Annotated in this window: 21 protein-coding genes; 13 read left to right on the top strand and 8 right to left on the bottom strand. The window is 62.5% G+C overall.

What is annotated here, in order from left to right; translation table 11 throughout:
* The first annotated feature begins 19 nt into the window (after nt 1–19).
* From cydB to moaD, 4 genes are read left to right on the top strand one after another with little or no spacing between them, the layout of a single operon-like run.
* Nucleotides 20–1,006, top strand: a complete 987-nt coding sequence (gene cydB, locus M3I54_RS09135; RefSeq protein ID WP_254334944.1) for a cytochrome d ubiquinol oxidase subunit II — start codon at nt 20–22, stop codon at nt 1,004–1,006.
* Between the two features lie 27 nt (nt 1,007–1,033).
* Nucleotides 1,034–2,134 (top strand): GTP 3',8-cyclase MoaA, encoded by a 1,101-nt coding sequence (gene moaA, locus M3I54_RS09130; protein ID WP_254334942.1) that lies wholly within the window; start codon nt 1,034–1,036, stop codon nt 2,132–2,134.
* A 42-nt stretch (nt 2,135–2,176) separates the two neighbouring features.
* Entirely contained in the window at nt 2,177–2,716 is a 540-nt protein-coding gene (locus tag M3I54_RS09125) for a molybdenum cofactor biosynthesis protein MoaE (protein ID WP_254334940.1), read from the top strand.
* Between the two features lie 36 nt (nt 2,717–2,752).
* Entirely contained in the window at nt 2,753–3,010 is a 258-nt protein-coding gene (gene moaD, locus M3I54_RS09120; RefSeq protein ID WP_254334938.1) for a molybdopterin converting factor subunit 1, read from the top strand.
* A 13-nt stretch (nt 3,011–3,023) separates the two neighbouring features.
* Here moaD and M3I54_RS09115 read toward each other — a convergent pair whose 3' ends face one another.
* The 3 genes from M3I54_RS09115 to M3I54_RS09105 form a co-directional block, all read right to left on the bottom strand.
* On the bottom strand, nt 3,024–3,770 hold the full coding sequence (locus tag M3I54_RS09115; protein WP_254334935.1) for a molybdenum ABC transporter permease: 747 nt from the start codon (nt 3,768–3,770) through the stop codon (nt 3,024–3,026).
* A 53-nt stretch (nt 3,771–3,823) separates the two neighbouring features.
* Nucleotides 3,824–4,708 (bottom strand): extracellular solute-binding protein, encoded by an 885-nt coding sequence (locus M3I54_RS09110; RefSeq protein WP_302058899.1) that lies wholly within the window; start codon nt 4,706–4,708, stop codon nt 3,824–3,826.
* Nucleotides 4,709–4,943: 235 nt separating this feature from the next.
* On the bottom strand, nt 4,944–6,167 hold the full coding sequence (locus M3I54_RS09105) for a D-alanyl-D-alanine carboxypeptidase family protein (RefSeq protein ID WP_254334931.1): 1,224 nt from the start codon (nt 6,165–6,167) through the stop codon (nt 4,944–4,946).
* A 35-nt stretch (nt 6,168–6,202) separates the two neighbouring features.
* Between M3I54_RS09105 and M3I54_RS44800 the strand changes: the two genes are divergently transcribed.
* Nucleotides 6,203–6,730: a class I SAM-dependent methyltransferase gene (locus M3I54_RS44800; protein WP_309249592.1), complete on the top strand. Its 528-nt coding sequence runs from the start codon at nt 6,203–6,205 to the stop codon at nt 6,728–6,730.
* A gap of 102 nt (nt 6,731–6,832) precedes the next feature.
* Here M3I54_RS44800 and M3I54_RS09095 read toward each other — a convergent pair whose 3' ends face one another.
* A complete protein-coding gene (locus M3I54_RS09095) occupies nt 6,833–7,567 on the bottom strand; it encodes a YoaK family protein (protein WP_254334920.1) in 735 nt (244 codons plus the stop codon).
* Between the two features lie 726 nt (nt 7,568–8,293).
* Here M3I54_RS09095 and M3I54_RS09090 point away from each other — a divergent pair.
* The 5 genes from M3I54_RS09090 (at nt 8,294) to M3I54_RS09070 (ending at nt 15,218) form a co-directional block, all read left to right on the top strand.
* Nucleotides 8,294–9,298: an FUSC family protein gene (locus M3I54_RS09090; RefSeq protein WP_254317403.1), complete on the top strand. Its 1,005-nt coding sequence runs from the start codon at nt 8,294–8,296 to the stop codon at nt 9,296–9,298.
* A 397-nt stretch (nt 9,299–9,695) separates the two neighbouring features.
* A complete protein-coding gene (locus M3I54_RS09085; RefSeq protein ID WP_254334918.1) occupies nt 9,696–10,931 on the top strand; it encodes an MFS transporter in 1,236 nt (411 codons plus the stop codon).
* A gap of 40 nt (nt 10,932–10,971) precedes the next feature.
* Nucleotides 10,972–11,919 (top strand): LysR family transcriptional regulator, encoded by a 948-nt coding sequence (locus M3I54_RS09080; protein ID WP_254334916.1) that lies wholly within the window; start codon nt 10,972–10,974, stop codon nt 11,917–11,919.
* Nucleotides 11,920–12,008: 89 nt separating this feature from the next.
* The gene (locus M3I54_RS09075; RefSeq protein ID WP_254334914.1) at nt 12,009–13,538 is read left to right on the top strand and encodes an amidase; all 1,530 of its coding nucleotides are present in this window, start codon (nt 12,009–12,011) and stop codon (nt 13,536–13,538) included.
* 39 nt (nt 13,539–13,577) lie between these two features.
* A complete protein-coding gene (locus M3I54_RS09070; protein ID WP_254334912.1) occupies nt 13,578–15,218 on the top strand; it encodes a carboxylesterase/lipase family protein in 1,641 nt (546 codons plus the stop codon).
* 133 nt (nt 15,219–15,351) lie between these two features.
* On the opposite strand, the gene M3I54_RS09065 is transcribed toward M3I54_RS09070, so the two are convergent.
* The 4 genes from M3I54_RS09065 to M3I54_RS09050 all read right to left on the bottom strand — a co-directional run bounded on the left by M3I54_RS09065 (nt 15,352) and on the right by M3I54_RS09050 (nt 21,637).
* The gene (locus M3I54_RS09065) at nt 15,352–15,609 is read right to left on the bottom strand and encodes a hypothetical protein (protein ID WP_254334909.1); all 258 of its coding nucleotides are present in this window, start codon (nt 15,607–15,609) and stop codon (nt 15,352–15,354) included.
* 78 nt (nt 15,610–15,687) lie between these two features.
* Nucleotides 15,688–17,205, bottom strand: coding sequence for an efflux transporter outer membrane subunit (locus M3I54_RS09060; protein WP_254334907.1), 1,518 nt, complete (start codon nt 17,203–17,205; stop codon nt 15,688–15,690).
* Nucleotides 17,202–18,482: an efflux RND transporter periplasmic adaptor subunit gene (locus tag M3I54_RS09055; RefSeq protein WP_254334905.1), complete on the bottom strand. Its 1,281-nt coding sequence runs from the start codon at nt 18,480–18,482 to the stop codon at nt 17,202–17,204. The genes M3I54_RS09060 and M3I54_RS09055 overlap by 4 nt, the downstream gene beginning before the upstream one ends.
* Nucleotides 18,479–21,637: an efflux RND transporter permease subunit gene (locus tag M3I54_RS09050; protein WP_254334903.1), complete on the bottom strand. Its 3,159-nt coding sequence runs from the start codon at nt 21,635–21,637 to the stop codon at nt 18,479–18,481. Before M3I54_RS09050 ends, M3I54_RS09055 begins: the two co-directional genes overlap by 4 nt.
* Nucleotides 21,638–22,143: 506 nt before the next feature.
* Here M3I54_RS09050 and M3I54_RS09045 point away from each other — a divergent pair.
* The 3 genes from M3I54_RS09045 (at nt 22,144) to M3I54_RS09035 (ending at nt 26,212) form a co-directional block, all read left to right on the top strand.
* The gene (locus M3I54_RS09045; protein ID WP_254334901.1) at nt 22,144–23,796 is read left to right on the top strand and encodes an NAD-dependent malic enzyme; all 1,653 of its coding nucleotides are present in this window, start codon (nt 22,144–22,146) and stop codon (nt 23,794–23,796) included.
* 73 nt (nt 23,797–23,869) lie between these two features.
* On the top strand, nt 23,870–25,195 hold the full coding sequence (locus M3I54_RS09040) for an NAD(P)/FAD-dependent oxidoreductase (protein WP_254334898.1): 1,326 nt from the start codon (nt 23,870–23,872) through the stop codon (nt 25,193–25,195).
* Between the two features lie 72 nt (nt 25,196–25,267).
* A complete protein-coding gene (locus M3I54_RS09035) occupies nt 25,268–26,212 on the top strand; it encodes an AEC family transporter (protein WP_254334896.1) in 945 nt (314 codons plus the stop codon).
* The last annotated feature ends 36 nt before the right edge of the window (nt 26,213–26,248 follow it).

Genomic DNA, 26,248 nt, shown 5'->3' with positions numbered 1-26,248 from the left:
TTCATCACAGGAAGTCATCATGCCTCCCTCAACAACTCAAGACCTGCTAAGCCATGCGTGGTTCGGGCTCATCGGCCTGATGCTCGTGCTCTACGTCGTCACGGACGGCTTCGACCTCGGCGTGGGCGTGCTCACCCTACTGCGCCGCCGCGAAAGCGACCGCGACCTGATGATCCAGTCCATTGGCCATGTGTGGGACGCCAACGAGACCTGGCTTGTCGCGCTCGGCGGCGCGCTCTTCGGGGCGTTCCCCGATGCCTACGCGATGATTCTTTCGGACCTCTACGTTCCGGTGATGCTGCTGATCGCGAGCTTCATCATGCGCGGCGCGGCGATCGAGTTTCGTCATGCCGCACACTCCAGCAAGACCGTGTGGGACCGCGTGTTCGGCATCGGCAGCCTGCTCGCGGCGATATCGCAAGGCATCGTGCTCGGCAAGATACTGACCGGCTTCGTGCCCGGCGCCACGAACCTCGGCTTCGTGGCCGTCACGGCGATCGGCGTCGTGTCCGGCTATTGCCTGCTCGGCGCGACCTGGCTCGTAAAGAAGACGACGGGTGCAATCGAAATGTCGGCGCGCCGCTATGCCGTTGTCTCTGTGTTCACGACCGTGGCGGCCGCGCTGGTGGTGTCGTTCGCTACGTTGAAGCTAAGCCCGGTGGGCGTGACGCGCTGGCAGGAAACCGGCGTATTCCACCTGCTGATCGCGCTGGGCGTGCTGGCCGCACTCGCGTTTCTCTACGTGCTCTACTCGATTCACATGCGCGGAGAGCATGGCCCATTCGTTGGCGCCACGATCCTGTTCGTGGTCTCTTTCGCGGGCCTCGCGATCAGCCTGTTCCCCTACATCGTGCCCGGTCAGCTCACCGTCGCCGCTGCGGCATCGGACAGCACGACGCTCACCTTCATGCTATGTGGGATTGGCATCGTGTTCCCGATCATGGTCGGCTATAACCTGTACCAATACCATCTGTTCCGCGGGAAGGTCGTGCCGGTCAAGCACTAGTCATCTGCCCGCTACTGTGAAGAGATCATGAACGCCATCGCCGAGCCACTCATCGCCGCCGGACCGTCGTCGGACGGACTGCCCCGCATCGCTGCGCCGGCCTTCGACAGGCTCGGACGTCCCCTGCGAGATCTGCGCCTGTCCGTCATCGATCAATGCAATTTCCGTTGCACCTACTGCATGCCTCGTCACGTGTTCGGCGCGGACTACCCCTTTCTGCGGGCATCAGAGCGCCTTTCCTTCGATCAAATGGTCAAGCTCGCACGGGCATTCGCGTCTCTTGGCGTCGAGAAAATCCGCATCACCGGCGGCGAACCGTTGCTGCGGCGCGGACTCGAAGCGCTCATCGAGCGCCTCGCGCGCCTCACGGCAGCGAGCGGCAAGCCCATGGACATCGCAATGACGACAAACGGCTCGCTGCTCGCCAGCAGGGCACGCGCTCTGCGCGATGCGGGCCTCGGCCGCGTCACGGTCAGCCTCGATGCTGTCGATCAAGGGGTATTCCGGCGCATGAGCGACGTCGATCTGCCCGTGACGCGCATCCTCGACGGCATAGAGCAGGCGCAAGCCGTGGGCCTCGCTCCAGTCAAGGTGAACGCGGTGATCCAGCGGGACGTCAATGACAGCCAGATCCTTCCGCTCGTGCGTCTGTTCAGGAACACGGGTGTCGCTGTACGCTTCATCGAGTACATGGACGTAGGCGGTGCGTTCGACTGGTCTAACGCGACAGTGCTCACGGCGCGGGAGATACAAGCCATCGTGGAGTCCGAATTTCCTCTCGTGCCGCTCCCGGCCGAACGGGAAGGGGCGACCGCCGTCAAGTATCGGCATGCGAGCGGCAGCGGCGAAGTCGGATTCATCTCGAGCATCTCGGCGCCTTTTTGCGGCGCGTGCTCCCGTGCGCGCGTATCCGCCGACGGTCAACTCTACACCTGCCTCTTCGCCACGCAGGGAACGGACCTCAATCCCTGGCTCGGCGACGCCGTGCCCGTCGAGCAGTTGGCCGAATCGATTCGTGCAAGCTGGAACGCCCGTGATGACCGGTACTCGGAGCTGCGCTGGATGCCGCGCAAACCAGCCACCGGCAAGGTGTGGCCGACAGTGCGCATGTCGCTCATAGGCGGCTGAACGTTGCCGCGCGCTTCACGACCCGCTACATGAGGAAGGATCATGACGCCTGTCAGACCCTCGCAGGGCGCCCTGCCCGACATCCCGTCTCACTCCGAGGACACGCAGCCCCGCATCGGCATAGTAGCCGGCTTCGAAGTACGTATCCAGCATCAGCCGATCGATATTCAGGCGGAGATTGCACCGATCATGCGCAACCCGAACGTGGGGGCCGTGGTCAATTTCGTCGGGGTCGTCCGCAATAGCGGTGATTCCGACGACGTCGTCGCGCTCGAACTCGAGCAGTATCCCGGCATGACCGAGCACTCGCTATGGGGCATAGTCGAAGAAGCCAATGCACGATGGAAGGTCGATGCCATCAAGGTCGTCCACCGGGTCGGCCGCGTCGCCCTCGGCAATGCCGTCGTATGCGTGGTTGTCGCCGCGCCGCATCGCGCTTGCGCATTCGGAGCGTGCGAGTTCGTGATGGATTTTCTGAAAACGCACGCACCGCTGTGGAAAAAAGAAGTCAGCCGTGACGGGACATGCGAATGGGTAGAAGCCAGAACACATGACGAACAAGCCATGCTGCGCTGGGGCTGAGGCTCCCGCGCCGCCGGCGACAACCGGAACCCAATCATGAGACTCACCATCAAGTATTTTGCGAGCATCCGGGAACAGCTCGGCATGCAGCAGGAAGTCGTCGATGTCGACGCGCCGCAGCTCACGATCGACGCCCTGCGGGCGCGGCTGGCCTCGCGCAACGCCCAGATGGCCGCAGCCTTACCCGAAGGCCGCCGGGTACGTACAGCCGTCAACCACGAAATGGTCGCCGGCTCATTTGTCGTGCGCGAGGACAGCGAGATCGCATTTTTTCCACCGGTGACCGGCGGGTAAAGCAGCGCTCGATTCACCGCTGCTGCGTCGTCCTCACGCGCTGAAGAACACACGTCACGACAAAGGGAAACGGCAGCATCAGCAACAGCAATATCCACGTGAGGACGTATACGGCCTGGATTCCACTATCTTGCAGGTCAACGAACAGCTTGACTGGGATACCCTGCGGAAAGTATGAGAAAACCGCAACGATTCCAAATTCGCCGACGATACGAACCCATGCCAACAACACAGCGGTCACGATGGCCCGCGAGGAAAGTGGCAACGTCACGCTGAAGAACGTCGTCAAAGGCGGTGCGCCCAGATCGTACGCCGCTTCTTCGAATTCGGGCGCCACATTGTCGAAAGCCGTCCGTGCCGAAGTCACGTACCAGGCAAGGCCGCCATAGACCTGTGCAAGCACAAATGAACTGGCATTATTGTTCAGTGAGACACCAATCTCTGCGAAAAGCCGTCCGAGCGGTCCATAGGGACCATATGCTGAGACGAGCAGGATGCCCATCGCGAGCGATGGGACGAGCATCGAGTAGAAAACCAGAATGTCGACGTATCGCGTGAGCCGCGATTGGCTGCGTGCCAGCCAGATCGACAGTGGCGTACCGACGATCACGATCATGATGATCGCCCAGACGCTCAACCGGAGCGACACGCCAACCGCCCGCCAGTCGCCGTAAGCCGCGTGAAGATCGCTGAACTGCGTCTCGCCGAAGAGGCAGACCAGCGGGAGAGCCAGCAGCGCCAATGCGGGCGTCAGGCTCAACCATCCCGCGCGAGCCATCTTCGATCGAACAGGTTTCATTCCGCGATTGGGCCTTACTTGTTCAGGGCGCTGCCCTTTGGTGCGTCGTACCCTTTCTGATTGAAGATTGCTTGCCCCGCAGGACTCAGCATGAAGTCGATGAATGCTCGCGCGAGTTGGGGATGCGGCGCGTTGTTGAGCACGGCAGCGTAAAAGACCAGCGGTTGCGGGGAGAGTATGCGCGGAGCACCGGCCGTGCCGGCGAGCTTGAACGAAACCGTGTCGTACCACCGGCGGGCGTCAGCCGGATTGCTGAGGTTGATCTCGTCCGGAAGTGCAATGTAGGGGAGCTTCGCGGAAATCACCGCGCTCCGATAGCCGGAAGAGGCATCGACTTGCCCCGCCTCCAGCCTCGAGAGCAACCCGCCTTCCGCAAAGACTTGCTGCGGATTCTCCGTGGCGCCTAGAATTCTCCGGGCAAGACCAGGCTGTCCGTAGTACCTTTCCGCCAGTTCCACAGTGAAGATGATGTTCTGCCCTTGGGGATCGAACTGCGGATCCGTTCGACCAAAACGCAAACCCGGTGCCTGGAGCACATCCCACCACGGCGAGCCATGCCCCGCCGTCGCCGCTTCCATCTGCTTCGCAAACGGGCTTTTCGGATTGAAAGCGATCACCATGCCCGTGCTCGCGACGGGAAGCGCGCGATCGACCAGGTTCGCTGCCTCGAGGATCTCGATCGGACCTGGCGTGATCGAGACAAACACGTCGGCAACCAGCTTTCTCGACGCCAGCAAGCGAGCCATACCGTAAGCGCCTTCACCTTGGCCCTCGTAATCGACGCCGTTCTTTTTTGCGAAGGCCGGCCCGAGCGCTTCGTCCATCACCACGCCCATCGAGCCGGCATATGCCACACGTATCGCGTCATGCGCGCGTGCTACCGGCGCGGCCGCCAACATGGCCACGCATATAAGGCCAGAAATGCGCCATTTCACTCTATTTCTCCCGATATCGGCGCAAGCAGTCCGGCACGTACGCACCCCGCCGTCGTTGTGCATCAAGAGCGATCGCGGAAGGCCGCAATTGCCGAGCTTTCCGTTCGCGCCTGAAAAGCCGTCTTCAACTCGAAAGATTGCATGCAGACCGCCTCCCAGATTCTGTCCATAATGGCACTTGCGCATCAGCCGTCACCGCTTACGTCTTCGAACCGACCCGAAGCAGCACCGAATCCCAAAGCCGGCTTGTGAGTCCCGCCTGCGGCACGGCTTCGAGCGCGACCAACGGCGCCTGCGCAAGCACCTTGCCATCGTCGAGAAGCGCGACGCTGCCGACACGCTGTCCAGCAGCGAGCGGCGCGATCAAGGGCGCGCTCAGGGTGACCCGCGAAACGATTTTTCCGCCCGTGCCCATCGGCACCGTTGCTGCAAGATCACCTGAAACACCAACCCTTACGGACAGGCTCGTCCCCTCGTAGACGCGCGCCGTTTGTACGGCCTGCCCCGGCTGCCATGGCCGTACCTGCGTGAACGCGTGATAGGCGAAGTCGAGCAGTTTCATGCTGTCACGCACGCGGTCAGCCCCGCTGGGGTCTCCCATCACGACGGTAATCACGCGCCTCGTCGCACCGGCGGCGCCGGGCTCGGTGCGGTTCGCGCTCGCAATGAGGCAATAGCCAGCGGCTTGCGTGTGCCCAGTTTTGAGGCCGTCCACCGTCGGATCGAGCCACAGCAGACGATTGCGGTTAGGCTGCCGGATGTTGTCATAGGTGAACGTCTTGACCGAGAAAATCGGGTAGTACTCCGGAAATTCTGAAATCAGACGCGCCGCCAGCCGCGCGAGATCGTCGGCTGTCGAATAGTGGTCCGGTTCCGGCATGCCGTTGACGTCCGCGTAATGCGTGTGGGCCATGCCGATCCATTGTGCCTCTGCGTTCATCATCTCGACGAACTGTGCCTGGCTGCCGCCGACCAGTTCGGCGAGCGCAATGGCTGCGTCGTTACCCGATTGGACGATTAACCCATAGAGGAGGTCCTGCACGGTAACGGGCTTGTTCGGCGAAATGAACATGCGCGACTGATCGGAGCCCACTGCGCGAACCGCATCGCTGGCGAGCACCGTCTGATTCAAGGCAATCTTCTTCGACTGCAGCGCCCGAAATGTCAGGTAGGCAGTCATGAGCTTCGTGAGCGACGCGGGCTCCATTCGCGCATCGGCATTGGCCGAGGCAAGCACCTGGCCATCGCTCTCGTCCATGATGACCCACGAGCGCGCGAGCACGTTCGGCGGGGCGACCTGCGCGAACGAAGTGACGCTTGTGAGCGAGAGAACGACTGCGGGCAACGCGCGGCGCAACACGCGTGTTTGCAACGATAACCCGGTGAGGCGCGACAGCCGCGCATGGAGTGGGGACGGACGCATGATTTCGAATCGTGAATAGCAGTTGAATTGACGGAGTGCGGTTGGATGCTGGGTACAACGCGGAATATCGAAGTGCTGCGAGTCACGATCGGAATTCGGCGAGCTCTCGCCCGTGTGTGACAGATAGCCACAGCGTCAACGTCACTATAGATAGGTTGACGTCCGGCCAGAACGGCGCCAACGAAAAATCAGCTTTGCGCAAGGGGGATAGCGTCACTGGCGACCCGCCCCTACGCTGTGAACAAATCGCATCCTGCCCGCCTGAATTACCCACCAACCGGCGAGGTTTCGACGAAAGCCAAAACAACGAGGACCTCCATGAACCTGGCGACGAAGACCTCGCCACTGCGCAGTTGAAGAAGAACGACCACATCCTCGCTCAAGGAAGACCAGACGCTGCTCGACATCGGCTGCGGCTGGGCGCGCTCGTGCTGCGCGCGGCGCAGAAGTTCGGCGCGCGCTGCGTGGGCGTGACGCTCTCGCAGAACCAGTTCGATCTCGCCACCGCACGCGTGAAGGTCGCAGGCCTCGAAGACCGCATCGAGATCCGCCTGCAGGACTAGGTCCAGGCGCCCCGGTACGGTCACGGCGCGCTGACTGCCACTACGGCTCGATTTTCAAAAAATACGCCATGATCGACGCCTTGCCTGCTGTCGCAAGTCCGACTATCGCACTCGCGTATATTGGAACAGGCAAGGCACGCCGTAACCGAGCAATACCAAAGCTGCGAGGATGACTATCCGCTCCCCGATATACGGATAGATGACCGCCGCTGTCAGGGCGCCCAGGCAAAAAGCCCCCACCGTAGCAACGCGAAGGAGCAAGTCCTGGAGTTCGCGGCCCGCTTCGCACAATCTTCCGCGCTTGCATAACTGTGCGATGATCACGCCCACCCCCACGCCGATATCAGTCGACGTACCGGACACGTGCGTAGTGCGCAACCGTGCATGCGAAACGCGGGCGGCCATCGCATTTTGCAGCCCCATCAGGAAGCTCAGGCCATAAACCATGATGTCGGCCCGATGCGTGCTCGCGAGGTGGTCCGCGCCATCGAGCGCCACGAGCAATAACGCCTCAGCCACCAGGATGGCTATGCATGCGCGGGCACGGCGATGCGATCCGACCAGTTCGAGCATCAGTGCGGCGAAGGTCGCGCCGGCAACGAACAGCAGCACGATCATCAGGTAGCGCACTCCGTGCCCAGCATCACCGCCGCCGAATTGGTCGGCCAGCGACGTGACGTTGCCGGTCATATTGGCCGAAAAGACACCGGCGATCATGAAGCCCATGACGTTGAGCGCACCGGCCACACCGGCAAGCGCGCTTGCGAGGCCCACCTCCACGAATAGCGCGTGGCGAGTATGAGCGTCATTCGGCGTCGCAGTGAAGGGATTGTTCATGAAACGGCTTGTAAGAGCTTCAGCCAGGAATGCTATCGGAGTTGTTGCACGCTCTAGCGCAGCGGGGGTTGTACCGTGGGAAATCCGCCCCCTACGCTCACCATGTTGCAGCCATGTCGATCGCCAATAGAATACCCGGCGCGGTAAAGGAGAATTGCGCTATTCGTATAACGCTGTTAATCGATCGACCTGCTTTTCACTCATTGCATGCCACACGCGCGGAAATTCAGCAACGGGAACGAGGGACCGTTTCAGTTGCAACTTATCCAGCCGGAAACTGAAACCCTCGAGTAACCGCCGGCTGTTGAAATGCACCCGACTGCAGTCGAGACACGGAGAATCCGCGCCATGCCCACGCGCGGCGTGCATGGGCTGTTTGATCGTCGTTGCGGGACCGCCTTCGAATGGTCGGCACGTCCAATGCCGCCATCCCTTTCAGCCTCACCGCGGTATATGTCGAAGCCACCGGCAGGCATTTCGATCGAGGGCGGCGAGATGCAGACAAGCTCACAATTTGGGAGCGTGGGCACATGAAACAGCGCAAAACGCAACTTCACGATTGCGTTTCCAGCGTAAACCTCGACCGTCGTTTCGGCGCCCGTCGCGCTACCCGCGTCACGTGCTGGCACGCGGCAGGGCACCGAATCCGTTTGCAAGGTACCGTTGCAGCGACCGTATCAACGGACGCCTGGCGGCACTCCCATCGCTACAGAAATTCGTCGGGAAATGCTGAGTCGCTTGATTAACTGGAATATGTTGTTGCGCGCAGCCGCGTTGCTCGTGCCGATCTTTATCGTCGAGTGGGTGACGGGTGACACCAAATGGTTGAGCGTACCGGTCGTCACTGTGTCTGCGTTTGTGGCGGTAGAGCGCGGACGTCTGGCGCCGCTTGGTGCCGTGCTCTACGCGCTCGCGATTGGCGTGGCCTTCGTCGCCGTGACTGCCTCTTATGGCACACCCGCCGCGTATATCGGCGTCTCTGTGCTGCTTGCGGCCGCATGTGCGAGCTTGCTCGCCGGTGGCAGCGAGATGCGCTGGACCGGCTTTTTTGCGTTTATTCCCGTCATGTACTTCGGCTGCGAAACGGCACGCGGGGCGCATGGCCATGCGTATCTGAACGCCGGCATAGAGGCCATGCCCTACGCGCTGGCCGCAACGCTGCCCGTCATTGTCGCCTCGATCGTCAGCTACGCCACGCAGGGTGAACCACGCTCCGAGCGCGGCTGGCTGGCGCTAAGGCTGATCAGCGAGCCGCCTTCACCGGGGCTGCGTGAGGCGATCGTTGCCGGGGTGCTCGCGGTGGGATTGGCATCGGCCCTGGCGGCATTGCATCCGATGCCCTATCAGGAGTGGTTCGTCTGGTCAGCCTTCAGCGTTGTGACAGGTGATTGGAAATCGGCACGCTTAAAGTGGCGTGACCGCCTGGCGGGCACCATTGTCGGTGTGCCGGCGGGCGTGCTGGTGGCGATGCTTTTGCCGCATAGCCACGCGCTCGCCAATGCGGTCGAGATCGCGATCGCGCTGGAGCTCGTTGCTTTCCACCGCTACGTGGTGGCGTTCGGTGTGCGGTGTGCGATGCATGGGGCCGCGATCGTCATTTCGGGCCACACCTGGCTCTGCGCGGACGCACGCCTCATCGATGTGGCGCTCGGCAGCACCATCGGAATTCTGTTCGTACTCGCCGCGCATGAGGGAGCGCGTTCCCTGCGGCGCAACAATATTGCGGTGTGACGGCACAATTCAGCCCCCTCGTTCATCACGGCCTTGTCTTGTGCTTCGTCGTGGTCGCGATCTGCGTCACCGCAAGATTCTTTGCGATTTTGGCAGTGCACGCGCCGCCCAAAGTCAGACCGAAATCGGGTACTCCCAAAGCCCCTCCTTCATGTACGTCCAGCCCGAGATGGTGCGCCTTCGTTGGATATTAGACAGCACGAATGCACGCGAGGACCATCTGTCGATCCCGCTTCTCCGATGAGCTTTCGCGAACGGAGGCATCTGAATATGTCACTTGTCGGCGTATTTGCGGCTACTTAGGATCAATCCGACTAGCCGCGGCGGGGAGGGCTCGGCGCGGCCGACGCGGGCCCGGTTCTTTCTCCGGCTTTTTCTCTATCGGCAGATGCTCACCATGATCGACCCCAATAAAAGCAGGCGCGCCAGCCTCGCGGTATTTGCGCTGCTCTATCTCGGCTACGGCATCTCTTACATCGACCGTTCGGCGATCGCGTTGTCGCTCGTCGCCATCGGCAACGAACTCCACCTCGGTGCGGCCGCGCTCGGCTTCGTCATGAGCACGTTCTACATCAGCTACGCCGCCATGCAGATTCCCGGCGGATGGATCGCCGACCGCTGGGGCAGCAAAAAGGTCATCGTCGTATCGGTCGCGTTCTGGTCGCTGTTCACGTTGATGACGGGTCTTGCGTGGTCACTCGCCTCGCTGATCGCGATCCGCTTCATATTCGGTCTCGGCGAAGGCGGTTTTCCCGGCGCAGCGGTCAAGGGCGTCACCGAATCGTGCGCGCGCGAGGATCGCCCGAAGATGTCCGCGCTCCTGATGTCGTCGAACTATGTCGGCAGCTTCATCGCGCCGCTCGCCATCGCGCCTCTCATCTTGTGTCTCGGCTGGCGTCATGCGTTTTTTGTCGCAGGCGGCGTCGGTCTCGTGTTTGCGCTCTTCTATCTGTTCGCGGTGAAGGACACACCTCAGAAGCGCGATTCGGCTGGCCGTTCCACAACCATCGACGGCGCGGCGACGCTCGCTCTCCTTAAAATGCCGCTCATGTGGAAGATTCTGCTCACATGGTTTGGCATGGGCATCGTCAACAAAGGACTCGATGCGTGGATGCCCGCGTATCTCCTGACCGAACGTCATCTCGATCTAAAAGCGGTCAGCATGCTCACGCCGCTGCCGTTCGTCGCTGCGAGCGTATCGACGGCTCTCGGCGGCTGGATTCTCACGCGCTGGTTCGACGGCCGGGAGAAGTGGCTGATGGCCGCGTGCTGCGCGCTTTCCGGCGTGTTCCTCTACGAGATGTACACGGCCCAAACGGTGACGGGCGTGATCGCATATCAATCGATCGTCTACTTCTTCAAGTCGTTCGTATTCGCCGGCGTGTTTGCGCTGCCGACCAAATTTCTGCCGCAAAGGCTCATTGGCACGGGCGCGGGCATGGTCAACTTCGGTGGACAGGTCGCGGGATTCGTCGCGCCGGCGGCCATCGGCCTGCTCGTCTCGTCGACAGGCAACTACAACGCCGTGTTCGGCTTCCTGATCGTGGCGACAGCGCTCGCGTCCATCACCAGTCTGTCGATCCGCCTGTCGCCCGAAGCCGAGGCAGACCTCGGCGCCGCCGAAGAGGCCTGATCGCTTCGCCAGGCATGCAGGCGCTATGATGGAGCATTCCGTGTCTTTCCATCCATCCCTCATGAGCGCCCGCATTCTTCAGGAAGCCGCCGTCCGCTATTTCCTCGAAGTGGTCAACACCGGTTCCATCGTTGATGCCGCCCGTCGGCTGAACGTCGTGCCGTCCGCCGTGAGCCGGCAGATCACGCGGCTAGAAGGCGAACTCGGCACGCCGCTTTTTATGCGGCAATCGCGTGGCATGGTGCCGAGCAAGGCGGGCGAAATACTCGCCACATACGCGCGCCGCTCGCAGCTCGACGCTGAACAGATTTCGCTGGAAATCGATGCGCTTCGCGGCGCAGCAGAACGCACGATCCGCATCGCCTGCACGGAAGGTTTCGCGGGCGCCTTCCTGCCGCGCGCGATGGCGGATTTCCGTCGCACTGTCGCGCCGGCATCTTTCGAAGTCGTCGTCGATACAGCCGCCGGCGTCACACAGCGCGTGCGCGAGGCGCAAGCCGATATCGGCCTCACGTTCAGCTTCGGACCTGAGAAGGACATTCACATCGCGTTTTCGGCGCCTTCGCCCGTATTCGCAATCGTCGCGTCATCTCATCCGCTCGCGCAGTGTTCGCAGGTGTCGTTTCGCGAATTGCTGGCGTACCCTCTCGCTTTGCCGGGCGTTCATTCGACCCTGCACAAGCTGATCGACATCTATTGCAGCCGCGAAGGCGTTGCGTGCAAGAGCGTGCTCAGCAGCGCGACGTTGGAAACGCTCATCGGCTTTACACTTGTAAGCGACGCCGTGACATTCAGCGGCGAGCTCTTCGTGCGCCCGCGTCTCGCGTCCGGAGAGCTTGTTGCATTGCCCGTTCTGGAACTCGCAACGAGCGAACGCGCCATCGAAATACAAACACTTGCGCGGCGCGCGTTGCCGCCGCTCCTGCAATCGTTCATCGAGCGTCTGAGCGATGAACTGTCGCGCCCCCCTCGCGTTGATCAAAAGTGAAATCACCTTTCGATAAACGTCGCTGGTAGCCGTTTTTCTTGTCGTCTACATTGAGCGCATTCTTGCACTACCGCTCAAAGGACTGCCCGATGGACGACCGTTTCGAACTCACCCGCCATAGTGCCGTCGCGCTCCGTGCGCTGTTGCAGGCACGCGAAATCTCCGCCGTCGAATTACTCGAGGCCTGCATCGCGCGAATCGATGCACTCAATCCGTTTGTCAACGCCATCACGGCGACCAGCTTTGAACGCGCGCGCATCGAAGCCCGCGCGGCCGACGCCGCGCTCGCACGCGACGGCGCCGTAGGTCCCCTGCACGGCTTGCCCATCGGCATCAAGGATCTCGAAGAGACCGAAGGCATTCTGACCACGTATGGCTCGCCGCTCTATCGCGCAAACGTGCCCGCGCACGACAACACGCTGGTGCGCCGCCTGCGCGCAGCGGGTGCGATCGTCGTCGGCAAGACCAACGTGCCGGAAATGGGCGCGGGTGCGAACAGCTTCAATCCCGTGTGGGGTGCGACGGGCAACCCGTTCGATCCGCGCCTGAATGCGGGCGGCTCGTCGGGTGGCTCGGCCGCCGCTCTCGCGCTCGATATGGTGCCGCTTGCCAGCGGTTCCGACACAGGCGGCTCGCTGCGCATTCCAGCGGCGAAGTGCGGCGTGGTCGGACTGCGCACCTCGCCGGGACTCGTGCCGAGCGATCGCAAGCCGCTCGGCTGGACGCCGATTGCCGTGGTTGGGCCGATGGGGCGCAACGTCGAAGACACATGGCTGCAACTCGCGGCGACGGTCGGCCAGTCGGGCAGCGACCCTCTCGGCTACTCCTTCGCCATGAATCCGACGATGGACGACCGTGCGCCCACGGACTTGTCGAAGCTACGCGTCGGTTACACAGAGGATTTCGGCGTCTGCGAAGTGGATGACGATATCCGCGCCGTATTCCGCCGCAAAATCGACTTTCTGCGCAACGAAGTGGCCGTTTGCGAGCCGATCGAAGTGGACTTCGGTGACGCACATCGCTGCTTCGACGTACTGCGCGCGGAAGCCTTTGTCGCGGGCCTGCAAAAGGCCTATGAGACCGATCCCGGCTCGCTCGGGCCAAATCCGCGCGCGAACTATGAGATGGGCATTGGCCTGGGTCTCGCGGATTGCGTGCGCGCGCATGGCGACCAGACGGGCTTGTTCCGACGCTTCCAGACGCTGTTCGACCGCTACGACGTGATTCTCTCTCCAACGACGCCTGTCTCGCCGTTTCCGTGGGCGCAGCCATATCTGAAGTCGGTGAACGGCGTCGCGCTGGAGAACTACTATCGCTGGCTGTCACTCACATATGTCGTGACGCTCGCGACCAATCCGGCGTTGTCGCTGCCGTGCGGCGTCGATCATCGCGGCATGCCGTTCGGACTTCAGATGATCGGCGCGTTCCGTGGTGATCTCGCACTGCTCGATGTGGCGCGCGCGTTCGAAACGCTCTTCGCGTCGTCCGACGAAACGCGCCGCCCCATTCCCGATGCCACGAAGCTGCTGGCAGCGAAGGTGGACCTGAAGTCCATCGTCACGCATCCGCCGGTGCTTGATGCCGTGTCGTCTTCCAACGCTTTGCATTCCGCCGTCTGACTTTCACCTTTTGCCATTGGTGAATGTCAACAGACTTAAATGATGGAGAAGAAAAAAATGATCGGACGAAGAGCCTTCTTGGCCGGCGCTTTCGGCGTGGCGGTAACGCAACCGATTGCGAGCGCTTTCGCCCAGATAAATGGAAAACTGCCCACGAACATCGTGTCAGTGGATGCCCCTGATGGGGCGGTGCGGGGCGTGGCCTATCCGAATTACAGCGTCTTCAAGGGGATTCCGTTCGCCCAGCCTCCGGTGGGTGCACTTCGGTTTCGCCAGGCGGTGCCTATGCCGCGAAGTTCAGGGGTTCGGTCAGCCTCCAGTTTTGGGCCCGCTCCTATGCAGGAGAGGCGATCGCTCCCCGGAACAAGCCTGCCCATGCTTGGCGATGCGAAATGCAGCGAAGACTGTCTTTATCTCAACGTATGGGCACCGCGAGAAGCTGGGCCGCACCCTGTTTTCGTTTGGATTTACGGGGGTGGGAACACCTTTGGCGCAACGAGCCAAGCCATCTACGACGGCAGTGCTTTCGCAAGAGATGGTGTTGTTTGCGTGACGATCGGGTATCGCATTGGCGCTTTTGGTTTTCTGGAGCTCGGCGAGATTCTTGGAAGTGAATACCAGGGCAGCGGAAACAACCCTCTTCACGACCAGATTCTTGGCTTGCAGTGGGTTCGGAACAATATCGCCGCCTTTGGTGGCGACCCTGACCGAGTGACCGTTGCGGGTGAATCGGCCGGAGCAAAAAATGTCTCTGCTCTTCTGAGCATTCCGGCGGCTCGCGGACTATTCCAATCGGCGATCGTGCAGAGCGGTGGCGGTCATACCGTCCACAATCTGGATGAGGCTCACGGTGTCGCGGATCTGTTCATGCGCGAGTTTGCGAAAGTGGGCTTCAGGCGTGAAGATCTGTTGCGCGTCGGGTCCGACGACTTGCTTAAAGTTCAAACCGCCACGGTGGCCGCCTATCCGCGCGCCTTTGCGTTCCGCTCTGTGGTCGACGGCAAGACTATGCTGCAAAGACCGATTGACTCCGTGGCGGCAGGTTTTGCGAAAGATGTCCGTTTGCTGATAGGCAGCAATCGCGACGAGAGCGTTCTGTTTTTCCCGCAGGACCTGGTAGAAAGTCATAACAGCGACCCCAAGGCAGATCGACCGATCAGTTCCAGGGAACTCGCCAATATCAGGCTGAATTCCCTGTCCCTAATTGCCGACAAATATGTTCATGCATTTCCGGCACTCTCTCCATTTGAACGTCGTGTCCGCATCGTTACAGCCGAAGAATACTGGATTCCGACAGTACGTCTTACCGAAGCGCATGCCGCTTCAGGAGGGGAGACCTATGCCTTCCGGTTCGAGAGGCCGATCGCCGAAGGCCGTTATGCGGGACTTGTTCCGCATACCAGTGAGTTGCCGCTGGTCTGGGACAACTTTCAGGATCCGGCTTTCCGAGATTTGTTTTACAGGGGAGCGTCGGCGCCTGAGGCCTTCGCCAAACAGGTTCATTCGGCGTGGGTTTCGTTCATAAAAGGTTCCTCTCCCGCGGCCGAGGGGCTGCCAACCTGGCAACGCTACGAAACGACGGGCTCAGAGTCGCGGAGTACGATGCTCCTGAAGGATCAGCCGGCGATGGTTTCCGATCCTTCGGCAAGTGAGCGGCAAATTTGGAACGGCGTCATGTGAGCCGGTGCGCTTTGAGTTCGAACGCGACCTGCACGCGGCTACGCTTGTATCAACCCGGAGAAGAAGCCATGTCAGCAGACAAGCCAGGGCCCGGGTCTCGCGGATTGCGTGCGCGTATGGCGAACAGGCGCGTTTATTTCGCCGCTTCCAGATCCCGATAGCGCTTGCTATCCGTTGCAGACCGTCGCGCTTCATTGGCGAGGTCCAGCAGCGTCGCACCGTAATCGAGGAAGGCCCAGCCAATGGCGTGCAAACGAAGCCGCGGCCTTTCTCGTATGAAGAGATCGATACCCAACTCGTCTTCAGGCTGTTTTATGCGGGCGGCCAGATTGAAGGCATCCTGTGCAATCGTTGCGCGGCTGCCTGGATGCTGCCATTCTGCACGGATCATTGTGTGATTTCCGGTACTGGGCCGCGCATCCCGGCCGCTTTCCGGCCGTTGCCGCTGTGTCGCGTCAAGCCTGAGCCACTACTGTCCGGGCATCGACGCGGGTGCGTGCGATGAGTGCAGCGCGAGCGGCGAAAACGGGACGGTCTCCTGCGGCGTCGGCAGCGCCGCCGCCGTCCAGCCGCCCCCCAACGCGCCGACCAGGTCGACAGCCGCCTGCAGCCGCCTTGCATGCACCTTCGCCGCCGACAACTCCGCGTTGAGCGCCGCGACCTGCGCCACGGTCACGTTCAGATAGTTGTCGAGGCCGCTCGTGTATAGCTCCATCGCGATCGTCTGGACCTTCACCGCCGCGGTGACCGCGTCGCGTTGTTGTCCGTACTCCGTCGCGAGCTTGTCGGTGAGTGCAAGCTCATCCTCGACCTGCCGGAATGCATCCAGCACGGTCGCACGATAGTTGTCGGCGGCCTGGTGCACGGTGGACCAGCTTTGCTGAAGCTCTGCCCGGCGCAGGCCGCCCTCGAACAGCGGCAACATCGCCGAAGCGCCTACCGACCACAGACTTTCCGGCAGCGCCGCGAGTGCAAGCCCGTTGTCCTCGAAGCCGAAGCTGGCGGCCAGATCGATATTGGGGTAGAACGCGGCACGCGCCACGCCCACCGCTGCATTGGCGGCAGCCATCCTGCGCTCCGCCGCCGCGATGTCCGGGCGCCGCTGCAGCAGTGCAGAGGGCACGCCAACCGGAACGACCGGCATGCTCAGATGCGCAAGCCCCCCGGGCGCCAAGGTGAACGTCGACGGATTGACGCCCGCCAGCACCGCGATCGCATGCTCGAGCACGGCGCGCTGCGCCTCGATCTCCGTATCGGCTGCCTGCGCGGCGGCCAGCTGGTTGCGCGCCCGCTCAACGTCGAGGCCCGGACTGATCTGCCGGTTGTAGCGCAGCGAAGTGAGCTTGAGGGCCTCGTTGTACGACCGGACTGTGTTCGTATAGATCACGTGCTGCTCGTCCAGACCTCGCAGCTTCACGTAGTCGTCCGCCAGTTCCATTTCGAGGCTAAGCCGCGCCGAGGCGACCATGGCCGCGGCAGCCTGGGCGTTGGCCTTCGCATAGTTCGTCCGGTTACGGATCTCGCCCCACAGGTCAGGCTCCCAGGTCGCGGCCGCGCCATATCCCAGTGAAGACTCTTCGAGCGGCGATCCGGAACTGGCACTGTGAAAGAGTGCGTGCTTCGACAAGCCGTTGTCCGTCGCGAACGCCTGCGCGCTCAACTGGGGGAACAGTTGCGAACGGGCCTCGGCCACGACGTCGCGCGCCTGCGTATACGTTTCCTGCTCGGCGCGCAGTGTCGGATTCGAAGCATCCAGCTCGCGTTCCAGGGTGTCGAGTTGCGGGTCCTTGAAAACTTCCCACCAGGGGCCGCGCGAGAGCTGATCGCCGGGCCGCGCGAGCACGAACGGTCCGGTCCCCTGGTAGCTGTCGGGCAGCACCGTTTTGGGCGGCTTGTAGGTCGGCGCGAGACTGCATGCGGCGAGGGGCGCGAGGAGCGCCAGAAGTACGCCAGCCCGGCGCAGTGCGATCTTGATTGGAGATTTCATTTTGGATTATTCCCCGCATTGTCGGCATGCGCTTGCACTGGCGCCTGCGGTTGCCCCTGGGGGGTTCCAGCCGCATTGCCCGGCCCGATGCCCGGCACGCCGCTCACGATGCGCACCTGCTGACCTTCGAGTATCCCGGCGGACGGACTGACGATCACGCGATCGTCGGGCTTGAGGCCCGACACGACCTGCACGTCCTGACCGAGGTTGAGTCCGAGCTTCACGTTCTGGAGATGGACCCTGTCGTGCGAATCGACGAGCGCGACCTGCATGCCCTGATCGCGGAACAGCAACGCCTGCTCAGGAATGACGAGGACGTTCTTGTCCGAGGGAACCTCGAAGTGCACCGTTGCATAGGTGCCGGGCCACAGCAGATGCTCGGGATTCTGTGCGACCAGTTCGGCCACCACGGTTCTCGTCTGTGGATCGAATGCGTTGGCTGTGGTCACGAGCTGTGCATCGAATACGCGCCCCGGATACTGCGGCACCGTAAACGTGGCGTGGAGCCCCGCGTTCAGCATCGCTGCATAATCCTGTGGTACCGAAACAAAGATGCGCATGGCGTGCACGTCGGCCACCGAATACAGTTCGGCCGCCGCGCCGTGCGAACTGACATCGCCCCCCGCGGGACTCACGTAGTTGCCGATGTCGGTATTGCGCGCGGTCACGACGCCGTCGAAGGGCGCTACGATGCGCTCGAACTTCGTCAGCGCGAGGTCGCGCTGTACCTCGTCCTGGGCAGCTTGTACCTGCGCCTTCTTCGCGGCGGCATCGGCCACCTTGATGTCGACATCCTCCTGCGACACGGCTTCGGTACCGGAAAGCGCCTTCCAGCGCGTGGCGGTGACGTCGGCGAGCACGCTGTTCGTCTTCGCGACCGCCAGCTTCGCGAGCGCGGCCTGGTATTGCGCATCGACGGTCGGCGCATCGATCGCGGCGAGCAACGTGCCGGCCTTCACGAACGCCCCGTAATCCACGTACCACTTATGCACATAGCCCGATACCTGCGCATAGATCGGCGCCGTGTACCACGCCTTGACGTTGCCCGGCAGCGTGACCAAACGCGTCGCCGGCCCCGCGGCTGGGGAGGTCACCTGAACGGGGGCAATGGCGTCCTGGTCAGCGACGTTCTGCAGATCTGCCACGTTGTCGTGGCGTTCGACAATCCCGTGGATCACCAGCCCTCCCAGTATCAAGGCGGCGACCGCCGCGATCAGCTTGGGTCGGGTACGGCTCGGAGCCTGGGCCTCCAGCTCTACCTCGCGATGTACGTTCATTGATGAGACTCCGTGGCTTTCTTGTCGTTGCGATGCATGATGGCAAAGACGCAGGGAACAAATAGCAAAGTGGCAAACGTGGCGACCAGCAAGCCGCCGATCACGGCCCTGCCGAGCGGGGCGTTCTGCGAATTGCTGAAGGACATAGGCAGCATGCCGATGATCATCGCGAGCGCCGTCATGATGACCGGACGGATCCGTGCGTAGCCCGCTTCGATCGCGGCCGCGACGGCGTTGCCGTGCGCAGCCAGACGCTCGCGGGCGAACGAGACGACGAGGATCGAGTTGGCGGTAGCGGTGCCCATGCACATAATGGCGCCGGTGAGCGCCGGAACCGAAAGGTGCGTGTGCGTGAGGAACAGACTCCATACGATGCCGGCGAGCGCGCCCGGGAGCGCCGTAATGATGATGAACGGGTCGAGCCACGACTGGAAATTAACGACAATCACCAGGTAGACCAGCAGCACCGATACCACAAGCCCGCCAATCAGCTCGATGTAGGCGCTCATCATGGTCGTTGCCTGTCCACGCACGTGGACGCTTGCGCCATGCGGCAGTTGAGGCGCCATCTCGTGAATGGCCTGCTGAACGTCGTCGTACACGGCGCCCAGATCGCGTCGCTGATTGCTGACGTAGATATCCACCACCGGGAGAATGTTGTAGTGCGACACCAGCAGCGGCGTGCCCGTCTGTGTGATGCGCCCAAGCGCGCCCAGCAGTTCCATGCGTTTGCCGCTCGGTGCGCCAGTCCCCTCGTCGATCGGAATCGTCTCGAGGTCGTTCATCGAGGTGAGCTGGTCCTGAGGCGTCTGCATGTTGACGAGGTGCGAAACGCCGCTCGTCGTGTCCAGCCAATAGGTCGGCGCGGTCTGGCCGCTGCCCGAGAGCGTCGCGAGCGCATTGTTCGCAACATCGGACTCCGAAAGGCTCATGCCCGAGGCAAAAGAGCGGTCAGCGGCGACGAGCAGAGTCGGTTCGTTGAATGCCTGCTGGATGCGCACGTCCGCGGTCCCCGGAACCTTCCTGAGGCGCGCCGCGAGTTGTTGTGCAAACGCCATATTGGCCGCTTGCCCCCGGCCCGAGATCTGCACGTCGATGGGCGCGGGCAGTCCAAAGTTGAGGATCTTCGCCGTGATGTCCCCGGGCAAGAACGAGAACTCGGTGCTCGGGAACAGCTTCGGCAGTTCGCGGCGCAGCTTGAAGCGGTAATCGTCGACGGGCGACGCATCGTTCTTCAGACCAATTTCAATGTCGCAGTCCTGCGGCCCGATGGTGCCGTCCGCGCTGTAGGCTTCGTTGATACCGCTCGCCGGCAGGCCGCAATTATCGACCAGGTTCGTCACCTGGCCCGGCAGGATCTGACGGATCGCCTGGTTCACGAGCACTGCGTTACGGCTTGCGTCTTCCAGACGCGTGCCGATCGGCGCGCGCATGTGCATCGCGATCTCGCCGGATTTGATGCCGGGAAAGAAGTCACGCCCGAGGAAGGCGATCAGGCTCATCGAGGCGACGGTACACGCGACGAATACCAGCACGAAACGGCGCCGATGGTGCACGGCGCTCGTGAGGACCACCCGGTACCGCTCGCGGAACCTCGTGAAACGACGCTCGAAGCCCCGCTGGAACCGCTTGAAGAACCCGGGATTGCCCTGGTCGCCGCCGTGACCGTGTACCTGGCCGCGAAGCAGCCACGCAGCCATGGTGGGCACGAGCGTACGCGAGAGGATGAACGAAGCGATCATTGCGTAGATGATGGCTTCCGCAAGCGGACGGAAGAGGTAGCCTGAGATGCCGCCGAGCTGGAACATCGGCAGCCAGACAATGCAGATGCAAAGTGTGGCCACCAGTGTGGGCACCACGATCTGGTTCGCCGCCGCGATGATGCCAGGTTCGAGTTCCGCACCGGACTCGAGGTGCGAGTCGATGTTCTCGATCATGACGGTGGCATCGTCGACGAGAATACCCACCGCGAGCGCCAGACCGCCTAGTGTCATCACGTTGATGGTCTGCCCGGTCAGGTGCAGCATGATCACGGAGCAGAGGATCGCCAGCGGAATGGAGGTCGCCACGATGATCGTGGAGCGCCAGCTGCCGAGAAATAGCAGCACCGTCATGCCCGTAAGGACGGCGGCCGTCAACATTTCCTGCACGACCTCACGAATCGAGTCGCTCACGAAGCCCGATGCGTCGTTCAGCGGCGTGATCTTCACGCCGGGCGGCAGCGTCCGCTCGATGGCGGGCAGCGCCTTCTTGACGCCGGCCACCACCGCTAGCGTCGAAGCATTGCCGCTCTTCAGGATTTCGATGAGCACCGACTGCTTGCCCTTGACGAGCACGGCGTTCATCTGCGGCGAGGGACCGCGGTGGACATAGGCGACATCATGCAGGTAGACCGTGGCGCCATTGACGGTCTTGATGGGCAGGTTGTTGAACGCCGATACCGCAACCGGCGTGGAGTTGGTCTCCACCATGAAATCGAGCGCGCCGATCTTCTGGTCACCCGCCGGCAGCACGACGTTCTCGTGGCTCAGCGCCGCGGCTACGTCCGCGGCGGAAAGGCCATGCGCGAGCAGCTCCGCCTGATTGAGATCGACCTCCACGTACAGCGGCGCACCGCCATACGGGCTCGGGATCGACGTGCCGGGCACCGACACCAGCGCGGGCCGGATCAGGTTCGATGCCATGTCGTAGACCTGGGCGGCAGTCATGTTCGACGCCGACACCTGCAGATCGAGCACCGGCACGGATGAGGCACTGTACGACAGGACCTGCGGCGGCGTAATGCCCGCGGGCATCTGCTTGAGCACGGTTTGTGAGATCGAGGCCACCTGCGCCTGCGCCGCGTCGATGTCGGTGCCGGGCTGGAAGAAGATCTTCACGACGGCGCGCCCATAGAGCGACTGGCTCTCAATGTGTTCGATATTGTCGACTGTGGCGGTCAGCGCGCGTTCGTAGTAGTACGCCACGCGCCCGGACATGTCTTGCGGCATCAGCCCGGTATAGGTCCACACGACCGCGACAACGGGAATGCGGATGGCAGGAAAGATATCTGTGGGTGTCTTGCTGATTGCCGATAGCCCCCCGAGGATGATGAGTATGCTCATCACCACGAAGGTCAATGGACGGCGCAGCGCAACGAGGACAATGGCGTTCATGAATGGGTGTCCGCAACGTCTGGTTCAGTCAGTTCGAATGTCGAGTGCGATACGGCGAGGCGTTGACCGGTGCCGCCGCTGTCAATCCCGCTGAGAAAATGCAATGAAATTTCACGAGCATTGGGCCTTCCTTGGCGATGGGTGAACGTGGAGTATTTTGTCCGACGGTTAGCAAACCATTTCAACGCGGCGCGTGAGCGGTTACAGTCGTAACGATCGCGAAGAGGTTTCCCCGTTTTTGTCACCGGATCAACCCGGGCACGAGTCTTCCAGCGTATTTCGCATTCCTTTGTAAATTAAAATTCATTTGCCAACCGGTGTTTCTTTATCTATGACTTCACGCAGATTTCATTTGTAAATCGGGAGATATGGACAACCTGCCTCAGGGGAACAAGAATGAGTCCCGAAAGCAGGCAACCACCAACCGGACATTGCCTGGGGCGTAACAACCGCGCGCTTACGGGCGGCTGCCGCCGATGTCATGTGAAAAAACTGTGGAGCATGTTATGAGCACGAGTAACACACGGACCGCACGTCAAATCCTTCGAGATCCCCGCAGCAACCGGGGCACGTCCTTTAGCGAAGAGGAGCGCCGCCGCTTTGGGCTCGAGGGGCTGCTGCCCCCCGCGGTGCTGCCGCTGGACCGGCAAGTCGCGCGAGTCAAGGCCGAAGTCGCAGCACTGGACAACGACCTTCAGAAGTACCTCTTGCTGTCCGATCTGCAGGCCCGCAACGAAACGTTGTTCTATGCGACGGTCATGTCCGATCCCGCCCAGTTCATGCCGATCGTCTACACCCCGACCGTGGGCGAGGCGTGTCAGAAGTTCGACCATATCTTCCGTGCGACGCGAGGCGTGTACCTCCCCATCACGGCACGCGGCCGTGTCGACGAACTGCTCGCCAACTGGCCGGTCGAAGACGTTCGCTTCATCGTAGTGACGGATGGCGAGCGCATTCTGGGACTGGGCGACCTGGGCGTCGGCGGCATGGGCATTCCGATCGGAAAGCTCGCGCTCTATACCGCCTGCGCGGGTGTCCCACCGGAAGTCTGCCTGCCGGTCATGATCGACGTCGGGACGAACAACCAGGCCCTGCTGGACGACCCGCTGTATCTCGGCCTGCGCCGTGAGCGCGTACGCGGCGAAGAATACGACACCTTCCTGGCGGAATTCGTCGAGGCGGTCCAGACCCGCTTTCCGAAGTGCTGCATTCAGTGGGAAGATTTTGCGAACTTCAACGCGGTCTCGCTGCTCGCACGTTACCGGGACCGCATCTGCACATACAACGACGACATTCAAGGCACAGCCGCGATCGCCCTCGCCGGCATCTATGGTGGCCTGCGCATCACCGGTCAGAAACTCTCGGAACAGCGCTTCCTCTTCCTCGGCGCAGGCGCCGCGGCAACCGGCATCGCGGGGCTGATCACGCAGGCCATGATGCAGGAGGGGCTGTCGCGCGAAGAAGCGCTGCAACGCACCGCGCTGTTCGATGCGAACGGCCTGCTGGTGAGTTCGCGCGACGATCTGGCCGACTTCCAGCGCCCCTTCGCGCTCGACCACTCACCGGTCGACCGCTTCGTCGACGCGATCCGGGCATTGCGCCCGACAGGCATCATCGGCGTGAGCACCGTGCCGCACCTGTTCGACAAGGACGTGATCGAAGCCATGAGCGCGCTCAACGAGCGGCCCATCATCTTCCCCTACTCGAACCCGACCTCGCGTTCCGAATGCACGGCCGAGGAGGCTTATCGCTGGTCCGATGGCCGTGCGATTTTCGCGAGCGGCAGTCCGTTCGCGCCCGTGACGTTCAACGGCCGCACCTTCGTCCCGGGGCAAGGCAACAATGTGTATATCTTCCCCGCACTGGGCATGGCGATCTACGCGACCGAGGCCACCCGCGTGACCGATGAAATGTTCATCGTTGCCGCGCAGGCAGTAGCGGAACAGGTATCCGCCTCCGACCTGGAGAAGGGATTGATCTATCCGCCGCAGCAATCGATTCTCGAAGCTTCGCTGCATGTCGCCACCCGCGTGGCGAACTTCATCCATGACCATGGCTTTGCCCGTGCGCCGCGCCCCGCCGACATGGCCGCTCACATTCGCGCATGCGCATATCGTGCGGATTATCGGAGCATCGCGGACTTCAGCGCCGCCGCATGACCGCGTCTCGAACTGCGCCGCCCGGCGCAGTTCGGCGCACCGAAATCGAACCCACGGAAAGGCAGGTGCCTGAATGCATCGAATCGTAATCGTAGGCGGCGGGGCCGGAGGCCTCGAGCTGGCGACCCGTCTGAGCAACCGCTTCGGCCTGCGCAAGCGTCAAGGCGAGCGCAATGTTTGCGTCACGCTGGTCGACCGCCACCCCGCCCATGTCTGGAAGCCCCTGCTGCACAAGGTGGCAGCGGGCAGCATGAGCCCGGCCTCCCACGAGCTTTCCTATGCCGCCCAGGCTCGCTGGCACGGATTCGATTTCCATCAGGGCGAACTGGTCGGGCTCTCGCGTTCGTCAAAGCAGGTGATGCTCGGCGCCGTGCATGACGATCAGGGTGTCGAGTTGTTGCCGCAGCGCGCACTCGACTACGACACGCTGGTCGTCGCGATCGGCAGCACGACTCAGTACTTCGGTGTGGAGGGCGCGGCCAGTCATGCGATCGCGCTCGACTCGGTCGCCCAGGCCGAGCGCTTTCGCAGGCGCTTCATCGAAGCGTGCAGGCGGGCCGGCGGGGCGCGCGGCAGTGAGAACGGCGCCCTCGCGCCGCGCATGCAGGTGGTCATCGTCGGGGCTGGGGCAACGGGTGTCGAACTGTCGGCGGAGCTGCGCGACGCCGCCTGCGAATTGTCGCAATATGGACTTCACGATCTCGACCCGACGCACGATGTTGGAATCGTCGTCATAGAGGCGGGGCCGCGCATCCTGCCAGCGCTTCCCGAGCGCGTGGCACGCGCAACGGTTGAACGTCTCGGCCAGCTGGGCGTGACGTTGATGGTGGGAGAGTCCGTCGCGCAGGTGCTCCCCGGCTGCGTGCTCACGCGCAGCGGCCAGCGGATACGCGCGGACTTGACGGTCTGGTCCGCCGGCGTGACGGCGCCGCCGGTGCTTTCCCTTCTCGACGGGTTGAACGTCAATCGGCGCGGCCAACTGGTCGTGCGCGACACGCTCCAGTCCGAAACCGACGACGACGTCTTTGCGCTCGGCGACTGCGCAGCCTGCGAATGGCCGGGAAAAAGCGGCGGCGTGCCGCCGCGCGCGCAGGCGGCGCATCAGCAGGCCGCTTTTATGGTCGAAGCGCTCACATGCCGGGTCGAGGGCAAGACGCTGCCACAGTTCAAGTATCGCGACTTTGGGTCTCTGGTTTCGCTTAGCCGGTTCGGCGCGGTCGGAAACCTCGTGGCGGGCAGCGGTGAGGGCATGTATGTCGCCGGCTGGGTTGCGCGCGGTTTGTACGCGTCGCTCGAGCGTATGCACGTCGCGGCGTTGTACGGCATCCGGCGCATGGCGATCGACACCTTGGCGAACCGGCTGCGCCGGTCGACGAGCCCTCGCATCAAGTTGCATTGAAGCGACGACGCGGCGCCCGGCACGCGGTGCGGCCCCAGTCTCAGCCGAAAGTGAACGTAAAGGTAACCTCAAGTGGCTTCTGCAGCGCATATCCTTTTGCCCATCTTCGCCCTGATCGCGGCGGGCTTCGTCGCCCGCCGGTTGGGTTGGTTCGGCCCGGCGGCGGCGTCGGAGCTCAACCGGTTCGTCGTTCATCTGGCGTTTCCCGCGTTGCTGTTCTCCGCCATGGCTCGCACGTCATGGCGCGATCTCGACCAGCCCGCACTGGCCACGACATTTGCCCTGTCATGCGCCGCGGTGTTTGCCGCCGTGCTCGTGTGGCGCTTGATCTCGGGCCGCCGCCTGGCCGATGCCAGCATCGACGCCATCGCTGCGTCCTATCCAAACGCAGGCTTTATAGGCTTCCCGCTGTGCCTGCTTGCGTTCGGGCCCGCGAGCCTCACCGCGGCCACCATCGTCAATATCCTGGTCGCCACGGTCCTCTTCGGCGTCACGTGCGTGCTGATGGAGTTCGGCCTGCAAGAGGAGGCAAGCCGCCTCAAGATGGTACTCAAGGTGTTCAAAGGGCTTGCGCGCAACCCGATGATCGTGGCGCCGCTTGCGGGAGCCATGGTTTCCGGACTGAAGCTGAAAGTCCCTGGCGCGGCCGGCTCGTTCCTGAGCCTGCTTGGCGGCGCCGCAACCCCGGCCGCGCTCGTGGGGCTCGGTATGTTCCTTGCCGAAAAGCGCAGTCCGGCGCGCGGCACGGCGCGCGATAGCGTGCTGCTGATGCTCGCGAAGCTGCTGATGCAGCCACTGGTCGCCTGGTGGTTCGCGTTTCGCGTTTTTGCGCTGCCTGCCTCGCTGGGCCAGATCGTCGTGATGCTGGCCGCACTGCCGACCGGCACCGGGCCTTACATGCTGGCCGAACACTACAAGCGCGATGCATCGCTGACCTCGCGCATCATTCTGCTCTCCACCGCGGTTTCCCTGGTCTCGCTTTCGGTTTTGATGACCTACCTTCATGCCGCACATTGACAGCGAGTTCGCACGCCGAAGGCAAAGCTCGATTCA

This window comes from Paraburkholderia sp. CNPSo 3274, from assembly GCF_024206475.1.
Taxonomy (GTDB): Bacteria; Pseudomonadota; Gammaproteobacteria; order Burkholderiales; family Burkholderiaceae; genus Paraburkholderia.
The sequence above is the reverse complement of the archived record's forward strand: the minus strand, read 5'-3'. Positions and strand labels throughout refer to the sequence as shown.

Bases quoted from the DNA above. Each gene is read 5' to 3' on its own strand.
- cydB (WP_254334944.1), top strand. From the start codon at position 20: ATGCCTCCCTCAACAACTCAAGACCTGCTAAGCCATGCGTGGTTCGGG.
- moaA (WP_254334942.1), top strand. From the start codon at position 1,034: ATGAACGCCATCGCCGAGCCACTCATCGCCGCCGGACCGTCGTCGGAC.
- M3I54_RS09125 (WP_254334940.1), top strand. From the start codon at position 2,177: ATGACGCCTGTCAGACCCTCGCAGGGCGCCCTGCCCGACATCCCGTCT.
- moaD (WP_254334938.1), top strand. From the start codon at position 2,753: ATGAGACTCACCATCAAGTATTTTGCGAGCATCCGGGAACAGCTCGGC.
- M3I54_RS09110 (WP_302058899.1), bottom strand. From the start codon at position 4,708: ATGTTGGCGGCCGCGCCGGTAGCACGCGCGCATGACGCGATACGTGTG.
- M3I54_RS09105 (WP_254334931.1), bottom strand. From the start codon at position 6,167: ATGCGTCCGTCCCCACTCCATGCGCGGCTGTCGCGCCTCACCGGGTTA.
- M3I54_RS09095 (WP_254334920.1), bottom strand. From the start codon at position 7,567: ATGAACAATCCCTTCACTGCGACGCCGAATGACGCTCATACTCGCCAC.
- M3I54_RS09090 (WP_254317403.1), top strand. From the start codon at position 8,294: ATGCTGAGTCGCTTGATTAACTGGAATATGTTGTTGCGCGCAGCCGCG.
- M3I54_RS09085 (WP_254334918.1), top strand. From the start codon at position 9,696: ATGATCGACCCCAATAAAAGCAGGCGCGCCAGCCTCGCGGTATTTGCG.
- M3I54_RS09075 (WP_254334914.1), top strand. From the start codon at position 12,009: ATGGACGACCGTTTCGAACTCACCCGCCATAGTGCCGTCGCGCTCCGT.
- M3I54_RS09070 (WP_254334912.1), top strand. From the start codon at position 13,578: ATGATGGAGAAGAAAAAAATGATCGGACGAAGAGCCTTCTTGGCCGGC.
- M3I54_RS09065 (WP_254334909.1), bottom strand. From the start codon at position 15,609: ATGATCCGTGCAGAATGGCAGCATCCAGGCAGCCGCGCAACGATTGCA.
- M3I54_RS09060 (WP_254334907.1), bottom strand. From the start codon at position 17,205: ATGAAATCTCCAATCAAGATCGCACTGCGCCGGGCTGGCGTACTTCTG.
- M3I54_RS09055 (WP_254334905.1), bottom strand. From the start codon at position 18,482: ATGAACGTACATCGCGAGGTAGAGCTGGAGGCCCAGGCTCCGAGCCGT.
- M3I54_RS09050 (WP_254334903.1), bottom strand. From the start codon at position 21,637: ATGAACGCCATTGTCCTCGTTGCGCTGCGCCGTCCATTGACCTTCGTG.
- M3I54_RS09045 (WP_254334901.1), top strand. From the start codon at position 22,144: ATGAGCACGAGTAACACACGGACCGCACGTCAAATCCTTCGAGATCCC.
- M3I54_RS09040 (WP_254334898.1), top strand. From the start codon at position 23,870: ATGCATCGAATCGTAATCGTAGGCGGCGGGGCCGGAGGCCTCGAGCTG.